Source organism: Arenimonas sp. (assembly GCF_019459675.1).
In the GTDB taxonomy this organism is placed as follows: domain Bacteria; phylum Pseudomonadota; class Gammaproteobacteria; order Xanthomonadales; family Xanthomonadaceae; genus Arenimonas.
Genome location: NZ_JAIBFH010000255.1, coordinates 1 through 9,106 on the forward strand (window position 1 = coordinate 1; position 9,106 = coordinate 9,106).

Here is a 9,106-nt window from a genome sequence, read left to right on the forward strand (position 1 = left end):
GGCTGACCCATGCGCAGCGCCGCGTCGATGGCCTTCTGCTCGTCGGGGATGATTGAAATGGCCTCGGCCGGCACGCCGCGCGCCATCAGCGCCTTGGCCTGGATGCGCGGCACCTCGTCGCCATCACGACCGCGCAGCCCATCGTCGCGGCGGCAGATGTAGTGGTCGAAGCGACCGGCCACGGCGTCGGCGATGGCCACCAGGTCTTCGTCGCGGCGGTCACCCGGACCCGCCAGGACCACGATGCGCCGGCCGGTGACGTCCAGGCGCTGCGCGAGGTCGGCCATCGCGCCCACCGCGTGGGCGTTGTGGCCATAGTCGAACAGCACCTTGAACGGATGCTCGTTGAACACGTTCATGCGCCCCGGCGCCTGGAAGAACGTGGTGTCAAACGTACGCAGGCCCTGGCGGATGGCGTCAAGCTTGATGCCCAGCGAGAACGCCATCGAAGCGGCCACCATCGCGTTCTGCACGTTGTGCAGCGCACGGCCTTCCATGGTGGCGGGAATCAGGTGCGTCCACAGCAGCGGGATGTGGCTGCCCTTGTCGTAGAGCGTGATCATCTGGCCGTTGACGCCGGCTTCCAGCGCGCAGGCCCGGCCGCCGGCGCGGATGTGTTCGCGCACCAGGCCGTGCTGCGGGTTCATGGTGACGTAGCAGATCACCTTGGCCTCGGTGTAGCCCGACATCTTGAGCACCTGCGGGTCGTCGGCGTTGAGCACGGCGCAGTCGGTAGCCACTTCAACAACAATCCGCTTGATCTCGGCCAGCTGTTCCAGCGTGTCAATGCCCTTCAGCCCGAGATGGTCGGACTGCACGTTCAACACCGCGCCCACGTTGACGTGGCGCACGCCCATGCCGGCGCGCAGCAGGCCGCCGCGCGCGGTTTCCAGCACCGCCAGGTCGATCTGCGGGTCGGCCAGCACCATGCGCGCCGACACCGGGCCGGTCATGTCGCCTTCCACCGTGCGCTGGCCGTCGATGTACACGCCGTCGGTGGTGGTCATGCCCGGCGTGTAGCCGGCCATCTTGGTGATGTGGGCCAGCATGCGGGCGGTGGTGGTCTTGCCGTTGGTGCCGGTCACCGCCGCGATCGGCACGCGCGACGGCGCGCCGGGCGGGAACAGCATGTCGATTACCGGGCCGGCCACGTCGCGCGGCGTGCCTTCGCTGGGCGCCACGTGCATGCGGAAGCCGGGCGCCGCGTTGCACTCGCAGATGCCGCCGCCGATCGATTTGTAGCTTTCGGCGATGTTGGTGGTGAGGAAGTCCACGCCGCCCACGTCCAGGCCGATGGCGCGGATGGCGCGCATGGCCATGTCGCGGTTGTCGGGGTGGATGATGTCGGTGACGTCGGTGGCGGTGCCGCCGGTGGACAGGTTGGCGGTGGAGCGCAGGTAAAGCACCCGGCCCGCGTCCAGCACGGTGCCGGCGTCCACGCCTTCGCGCGCCATCATCATGTCGGCCTGCGCGTCCAGCTCGATGCGGGTCAGCACTTTTTCGTGGCCGACGCCGCGGCGCGGGTCCTGGTTCACCGCATCCACCAGCTGCGCGACCGTGTGCAAGCCGTCGCCAACCACGTGGCCCGGCGTGCGCCGGGTGGCGGCGACGAGTTCGCCGTTGACCACCAGCAGGCGATGGTCGTCTCCCTCAAGGAAAGTTTCGACAATGACCGAACGTGAGATTTCCTTGGCCTTGTTGTAGCCCTCCACCACTTCATCATCGGTGCGCAGGCAGATGGAAATGCCGCGGCCGTGGTTGCCGTTGTAGGGTTTGGTGACCACCGGGTAGCCGATCTTGCGCGCGGCGCGGATGGCGGCCGATTCGTTCTGCACCAGCTCCTGGCGCGGCACCGGCAGGCCCAGCGAGCCCAGGATCTTGTTGGTTTCTTCCTTGTCGCTGGCCAGCTCCACCGCGATATGCGGCGTGCGCCCGGTCACCGTGGCCTGGATGCGCTGCTGGTACTTGCCGTGGCCCAGCTGCACCAGCGACTGCCCGTTCAGGCGCAGCCAGGGGATGCCGCGCTCCTCGGCCGCGCGCACCAGCGACATCGTGGAAGGGCCCAGCGCGCGGCGCTGCGCATAGCGGATGAATTCGTCGCGTGCCGTATCCCACTGCCAGTCGTCGGGCACGCTGCCGCTGGTGCGCAGCTCCGGCGGCAGCAGGGACGACAGCAGGCGCATGGCGAGTTCGCCCGCCGCCACGCCTTCTTCCTTCTGCACGTATTCGTAAACCACGGAGTACACGCCCGGCTTGTCGGTGCTGCGGGTCTTGCCGAACGTAACGTCTTCACCGGCGACGTTCTGCAGCTCGATCGCGACGTGTTCCAGCACGTGGCCCAGCCACGTTCCCTCGCCTTCGGTCATGCGGCGGATGAAGCCACCCGGCTCGCGGTAGGAACAGCCGTGCCCGGCCAGCCCCGGCAGCGCCGCCACCAGGCCGTCCACGAACGCCGGGCCAAGCTTGCCAGTGGGCCAGGCCTCCAGCACACCCAGGTCCAGCTCGAGCCGGATGACCGGGAAGTGCGCGTACAGCGACGGACCCACGTAGATCGAACGGTCGAGTATGCGCATGCTGGGATCCTAATCCTTGCTGACGGAAAGCGAGCCGGCCGAAGCCCGGCGCGTGTGCAGGTTGAAGGTGGCGCCGGTGGTGAGCACGTGGACGGTGAGGCCCAGCACGCACACCGGCTCGCCCTCGGCCACCAGGTCCATGGACGAGAACTGCAGGCCGTGGGCGTCCACCACGGTGACGCCGCCGCTGCCCAGCACTTCCACTTCGTTGTCCGGTCCGATGAAGGCCGCGGTGTCCTCGTCCAGTCCGATGCCGATGGCGAACGGATTGAACGCCAGCGCGGTGGTCAGGCGACCCAGGCGGTCACGCTGGCGGAAATGCTGGTCGATGATGAAGCGGTTGGTCAGGCCCAGGCCGGGCGCCAGCCGCACGCTGCCGGCGCGCGGCGAGCCGCCCTCTTCGCCGAACGCGATCATGTGTTCGCTCAGCACCGCCGCGCCGGCGCTGGTGCCGGCCACGTGCACGCCCGAGGCGTTGAGGCTGCGGATCATCCGCGACACCGGCGTGCCGCCCAGCAGCGTGGTCACGCGCAGCTGGTTGCCGCCGGTAATGAAGATGCCGGTGGCCTGTTCGAGTCGCGCCAGCCGGTTGGGCTCTTCGGCGTCGCGGCGGGTGTCGAAGTCGAGCGACTCCACTTCACCGGCGCCCAGGCCCTTGAACAGGGCCACGTAGCGCGGCCCGGTGTCGCGCAGCTTGCTGGCGCTGGGAATGACGACGATGTTGGCGTCCGCACCGCCGCACAGGGCGACGAAGCGGCTCAGGATCTCGGGCCGGTCTTCCTTTTCCTCGGCGCCGCCGATCGGGATGATCCAGCCGCGCTGGCCTCCGTCGGGGATCTTGCTGGGCATGTTTCTAGCGTCCTTGCTTGGAGTGGAGTGACGGGCCTGCGCCCTCGAACTTCCCGCTGCGCACCTGCACGCCGTCGCGCACGTGCCAGGCGCCCATCGCCATCACGTCGGCGATGCGGCCCTGCGCATCCAGCGCCACCAGGTCGGCGTCGGCGCCGGTGGCCACGCGGCCCTTGCGCGGCAGCCGCAGCAGGCGCGCCACGTTCGAGGTGAACGCGGGCAGCACCTGGTCGAGCGCCAGGCCGCGCTGCATCAGTTCAACCAGGGTGGCGCCCAGCGCGGCCGGCGCGCCGATGTCCATGCCGCAAAGATGGCCTTCGTGGTCGAAGCAGGCCAGGCAGCCGCCCGCGTCCGAACTTACGGTGACGCGCTCCGGCGGCGCGTCGCTGTCGAGGTAGCGCTGCAGCGCGTCGGCCGCGCTCCAGGCGTCTTCACCCTCGGCCACCGGGAAGGCGGTGATGTCGATGGTGCAGCCGCGCCGCGCCAGGTCCAGCGCTTCTTCGAACAGCGCGTGGCGGCGGTTGACGTGGGTCGGGTTGAAGACGCGCGCAGGCAGTTCGCTTTCATCCAGCGCGCGCCGCACGAGGTCGAGTCCGCGCGCGCCGTCGCCCAGGTGCAGGTGGACGATGCCCGCCTTGCCGGTCATCAGGCCGGCCACGTGCGCCTGCGCCGCGACCTTCAGCAGTTCGTCCAGCGTGGGCTGGCTGGAGCGGTGGTCGCTGATGGCCACTTCGCCCACGCCGATCAGGCATTCAATGAACGCGATGTCGCTGCCGGCGCTGCCGGTAACGGTGGCGGGCGGCAGGTGGTAGCCGCCGCAGTGCGCCCAGGCGCTGAGTCCTTCTTCGCGCAGGCCCATCACGCCGGCCACCAGTTCGCGGGTGCTGCGGGTGACGTCGTCGGTGCCCAGTACGCCGATGACGGTGGTGACGCCGCCGGAGGTGTAGCGCGACAGCGGCAGCGCCGGCACGCGCGAAGCGAAGCCGCTTTCGCCGCCGCCGCCGGTAATGTGCACGTGGCCGTCGATCAGGCCCGGGACCAGGCGCCGGCCCTGCAGGTCCACCACCTGCATCGGCAGCCCGGTGGGCGCTTGTTCGTCCATGCCGCCGATCCAGAGGATGCGGCCGCCGCCGGTCAGCAGCTGGCGCCGGCCCAGGGGCTCGGGAGCGAAGACATCGGCGTCGCGGATCAGGACCAGCGGTGCGGCAGGGGCTTGGGGCATCTTGGGCAATGTACCAGTTGGGTCCGGGGCAGGCCGGACAGGGTGACAGCCCGGGGTGCGTGCGGCAAAGTCCCCGCCATGTCCGCCTCCCCTTCCCGTCGGGTCCTGGCCCGCACCACCGAGGCGCTTTTGACGCTTTGGCTGCTGGCGACGCTGTGCTTCGTGCTGCTGCGCTCGGCCCCGGGTGGCCCCTTCGACACCGAGAAAACCGCGCCGCCCGAGGTCGAGGCGGCGCTGGCCGCCCAGTACCGACTGGACCAGCCGCTGCTGTCCCAGTACGGCCACTGGCTGGCGGATGTGCTGCGCGGCGACCTGGGTCCGTCCTTCCAATACCCCGACTACACGGTGAACCAGCTGCTGGCCGCCGGCCTGCCGATCTCACTGGTGAATGGCGGCCTGGCCCTGCTGCTTGCCCTGGGCATCGGCATCCCCCTGGGCGTCTGGGCGGCGCTGCGCGCCGGTCGCTGGACCGATCGCCTGCTGATGTTCGGGGCCGGACTGGGGCTGGCGGTGCCCAAGTTCGTCGCGGCGCCGCTGCTGATCCTGGTGTTCGCGGTCGGCCTGCAGTGGCTGCCCGCCGGCGGCTGGGACGGCGGCTGGCGCAGCGCCGTGCTGCCGATCATCGCGCTGGCCCTGCCCAACCTGGCCTACTGCGCGCGGCTTACCCGCGCATCACTGCTGGAGGTACTGGGCGCCGACTACCTGCGCGCGGCGCGCGGCCGCGGCCTGTCCGAAGCGCGCCTGCTGTTCGCCCACGCCCTGCGCCCGGGCCTGCTGCCGGTGGTGGCCTGGTTGAGCCCGGCCCTGATCAACGTGGTCAGCGGATCGGCGGTGGTGGAGCAGGTGTTCGGCATCCCGGGCATAGGCCGCTATTTCGTGCAGGGCGCATTGAACCGCGACTACACCCTGGTGCTGGGCGTGGTGCTGGTGGTGGGCGCGGCCATCGTGCTGATCAACGCCGTGGTGGACCTGCTGCGCAGCCGGCTGGACCCGCGGCTTCGCGACGCCGAGGCTTGAACAGCGGCCGCCGGTCAGAGCTCCAGCCAGCGCGACACCACCGACCGCGCCTCGTCCACGCCCAGCCTCGATTCGCCCGAGAACACCTGCACCGAAGCGCGTTCGCCCAGCTCCTTGCGCACCTTGAGCAGCGTATTGCCCTGTTCGCCCCGGCCAAGCTTGTCGGCCTTGGTGAGCAGGCAGTGCGCCGGCAGTTCGCGCTCAACCGCGTAGTCGAGCATCTGCAGGTCGTACTCGCGCAGCGGATGGCGGATGTCCATCACCACCACCAGGCCCGCCAGCGACTGCCGGGTGTGGAAGTAGTCGTTGATGAAAAGCTTCCAGCGCTCGCGCATTTCCTCGGGCACCTTGGCGTAGCCGTAGCCCGGAAGGTCGACCAGATGCTTGTTGGGCGCCACTTCGAAATAGTTCAGGGCCTGGGTGCGGCCCGGGGTCTTGGACACCCGGGCCAGGCCGTGCTGGTTGGTGAGCGCGTTGAGCGAGCTGGATTTGCCCGCGTTGGAGCGGCCGGCGAAGGCCACTTCCCGGCAGTCGTCGGGCGGCAGCTGCTTGAGGGCGTGCGCGGAAAAGGTGTATTTGGCGCGGGCCAAGGGGTTTGCCATCGTGTCGGCCGGTGCGGGAAAGGCCTCTAGCTTGGCCTGCCCGGGCCTGCGTGACCAGCGCCAGGCCTTCACGCCACCGACTTCAATTGACCGCTCCGGGCGCTGACTGGGATAATCCGCGCCTTCCCGCGCGTCCACCGCGCAGCCCCTCTTCCAGTTATCAGCGTTTCGGAGCAGCCCATGAAGTTCACGCGCATCCTCGGTGTCGCCGCCGCCTTGGCCGCCGCCTCGGTCATGGCCCAGGAAGCCGCCACCGTGACGCCGGCGCCCGAAACCCAGGCCGCGCCGGTCGCCACGCTGGAAGCCGACAACACTCCGGCCACCTTCGGTGACGCCGCCGCCGGCGCCACCAAGGCCGCCGCCTGCGCCGCCTGCCACGGCGTGGACGGCAATGCCGCTACGCCGCTGTACCCCAAGCTGGCCGGCCAGCACGAGAGCTACATCGCCCGCCAGCTCGCGCTCTACAAGAACGGCGGCCGCGACAACGCCATCATGCTGGGCTTCGCCAGCGCCCTGAGCGCGCAGGACATGCGCGACATCGGCGCCTACTTCGCCACCCAGAAAGTGGTGCCCGGTATCGCCGACGACAGCCTGGTGGCCTCGGGCCCGAACCAGGGCCGCAAGTTCTACCAGGTGGGTGAAAAGCTGTTCCGCGCCGGCCGGCCCGCCCAGGGCATCCCCGCCTGCCAGGCCTGCCATGGCCCGACCGGCGCCGGCGTCCCGGGTCCCTACCCGGCCATCGGCGGCCAGCACGCCGATTACACCGCCCTGCAGCTGACCGCCTTCCGCGCCGGCGCCGTCTGGGGCAAGGACAAGGACGCCAATGCCGTGATGGCCGGCGTAGCCGCCAATCTCAGCGACGAAGACATCCAGGGCCTCGCCACCTACCTCCAGGGCCTGCACAACGTGGCCGACGCCCCGTCTGCCGAAGCCCTGGCCGAAGCGGCCGCGGCGGCTCCGGCCCCGGTGGAAGTCGCGCCCACGGAGGCCGCCCCGCAGGACGCGGCGCCGGCCGATGCGGCCGCCCCGGAAGCCGCACCGGAAGCCGCCCCGCAGGGCTGAACCCCTCTCCCCCGGTGGCGCGGGTCGCCGCCGGGTTGAACTTTGGCCCGCCGGCCGTGGTCTAGCGGGTTACCCGAACCAGGAGCACGACCGCGATGAAGCGACTTCTTCCCTTGATGCTTGTCCTTGGCCTGGCCGCATGCAGCCAGCCGGCCACCGACGAGTCGGGCACCGCCCCAGCCGCGGCCGCAACCGCCCCGGCGGCAGAAGTGGCTCCGGCCCCGCCGGCCGACGCCCCGGCCGAAGTGCCTGCCCAGGCGCCTGCTGACGAAACGACCACGCCGCCGGTCCCGGCCGACGAAGCCGCCGCCGGCACGCCTGCTCCGGCCGCTCCCGACGCGCCCACGCCGGTACCCGCGCCGGCCATGCCCGACCCGGCCAACGCCCCGCGCGCCGGCATCGACTACACCGTGCTGCCCGAGCCGCAGCCGACCTTTGGCACCGGCGGCATCGAAGTGGCCGAAGTGTTCTCCTACACCTGCATCCACTGCGCCAACCTGCAGCCGACCATCAACGCCTGGAAGCCGACGCTGCCGGCCGACGTCAGCTTCCGCTATGTGCCCGGCGCCTTCGGTGGCCCCGGCGACAACTTCGCGCGCGGCTTCTTCGCCGCCGAAATCCTGGGCCTGCTCGACAAGACGCACGACGGCGTGTTCAAGGCGTTCTTCGTCGACCGCAAGTTCCAGACGGCCTCGGTCGATGAAATCGCCGACCACTACGCCAGCCAGGGCGCCGATCGCGAAGCCTTCCTTTCGACGATGAACAGCTTCGCCGTGACCGCCAAGCTCAATCGCGCCCGCCAGTTCGCGCTGCGCACCAAGGTGGAAGCCACCCCGACGATGATCATCAACGGGAAGTACAGCGCCGTCACCACCAACGACCGCGGCCCCGAGGGCCTGCTGGCCACCATCGAATACCTGGTGGCGGTGGAGCGCGCGGGCGGCACGCCCTGAAGCCAGGCAACACCGGCTGATGAATTCGCGGGGCCACTTAGGTGGCCCCGTTCAGTTTCAGCCTTGTTGATTGCCCCCTGCGGCCGCACCATGTCCACATGCCGTCGAAAAAGCCTCCCTCCGCACCGGCCAAGCCGCTGCGACTGCTCAGCGCCAATATCCAGGCGGGCTCCAGCACGCGCGCTTACCGCGAGTACGTGACGCGCAGCTGGTCGCACGTGCTTCCCAACGGCAAGCGCCTGAACATGGACAGCCTGGCCGCGATGGCCGAACCCTATGACGTGGTCGGACTGCAGGAAAGCGACCCCGGCAGCCTGCGGTCAGGCTTCACCAACCAGGCCGACTATCTCGCCGAACGCGGCAACTTCCCGTTCTGGAGCCACCAGCCCAACCGCCGCATCTCGCGCATCGCCGGCAGCGGCAACGCGCTGCTCAGCCGCCTGCAGCCCACCGAAATGCTCGACTACGCCCTGCCCGGCCGCATCGCCGGCCGCGGGGTGCTGATGGCGCGCTTCGGCGAAGGCGAACAGGCCTGGGACCTCGCCATTACCCATCTGTCGCTGGGCGCCAAGTCACGCATGCTGCAGCTGGGCTTCCTGGCCGAGCTGCTGTCGGAGTCGCCGCGGCTGGTGCTGATGGGCGACTTCAACTGTGATTTCGACGCGCCCGAGATGCGCGCGCTGTACCGGCAGACGGTGCTGGCACCGCCCGGCGAGCGCATCTGCACTTTCCCCAGCTGGGCACCGCAGCGCTGCCTGGACCACGTGCTGGTGGGCGGCATGGACGTGCTGAACTACCAGGCCATCCCCGCCGCGGGCGGCGCCCCCC

The 9,106-nt window shown here is 70.1% G+C and carries 8 protein-coding genes; 4 read left to right on the forward strand and 4 right to left on the reverse strand.

All coding sequences use genetic code 11. The features are described 5' to 3' along the window. The 3 genes from cphA to iadA form a co-directional block, all read right to left on the reverse strand. The coding region (gene cphA, locus K0M70_RS08525; protein ID WP_290781375.1) for a cyanophycin synthetase at positions 1-2,573 on the reverse strand (2,573 nt) is incomplete at its 3' end. A 9-nt stretch (positions 2,574-2,582) separates the two neighbouring features. Further along, complete coding sequence (locus K0M70_RS08530; protein WP_290781376.1) at positions 2,583-3,422, reverse strand: cyanophycinase; 840 nt, start codon at positions 3,420-3,422, stop codon at positions 2,583-2,585. Between the two features lie 4 nt (positions 3,423-3,426). Continuing rightward, positions 3,427-4,644: a beta-aspartyl-peptidase gene (gene iadA / locus K0M70_RS08535; RefSeq protein ID WP_290781377.1), complete on the reverse strand. Its 1,218-nt coding sequence runs from the start codon at positions 4,642-4,644 to the stop codon at positions 3,427-3,429. A gap of 78 nt (positions 4,645-4,722) precedes the next feature. Here iadA and K0M70_RS08540 point away from each other — a divergent pair, with 78 nt between their 5' ends. Next, a complete protein-coding gene (locus K0M70_RS08540) occupies positions 4,723-5,661 on the forward strand; it encodes an ABC transporter permease subunit (protein ID WP_290781378.1) in 939 nt (312 codons plus the stop codon). Positions 5,662-5,675: 14 nt separating this feature from the next. Here K0M70_RS08540 and yihA read toward each other — a convergent pair whose 3' ends face one another. Then, entirely contained in the window at positions 5,676-6,263 is a 588-nt protein-coding gene (gene yihA / locus K0M70_RS08545; protein ID WP_290781379.1) for a ribosome biogenesis GTP-binding protein YihA/YsxC, read from the reverse strand. Between the two features lie 180 nt (positions 6,264-6,443). On the opposite strand from yihA, the gene K0M70_RS08550 reads away from it, so the two are divergent. The 3 genes from K0M70_RS08550 to K0M70_RS08560 all read left to right on the forward strand — a co-directional run. Continuing rightward, complete coding sequence (locus K0M70_RS08550) at positions 6,444-7,325, forward strand: c-type cytochrome (RefSeq protein ID WP_290781380.1); 882 nt, start codon at positions 6,444-6,446, stop codon at positions 7,323-7,325. A gap of 95 nt (positions 7,326-7,420) precedes the next feature. Beyond that, entirely contained in the window at positions 7,421-8,278 is an 858-nt protein-coding gene (locus K0M70_RS08555) for a thiol:disulfide interchange protein DsbA/DsbL (protein WP_290781381.1), read from the forward strand. Positions 8,279-8,421: 143 nt separating this feature from the next. Beyond that, a partial coding sequence (locus tag K0M70_RS08560; RefSeq protein WP_290781382.1) for an endonuclease/exonuclease/phosphatase family protein occupies positions 8,422-9,106 on the forward strand: 685 nt, incomplete at its 3' end.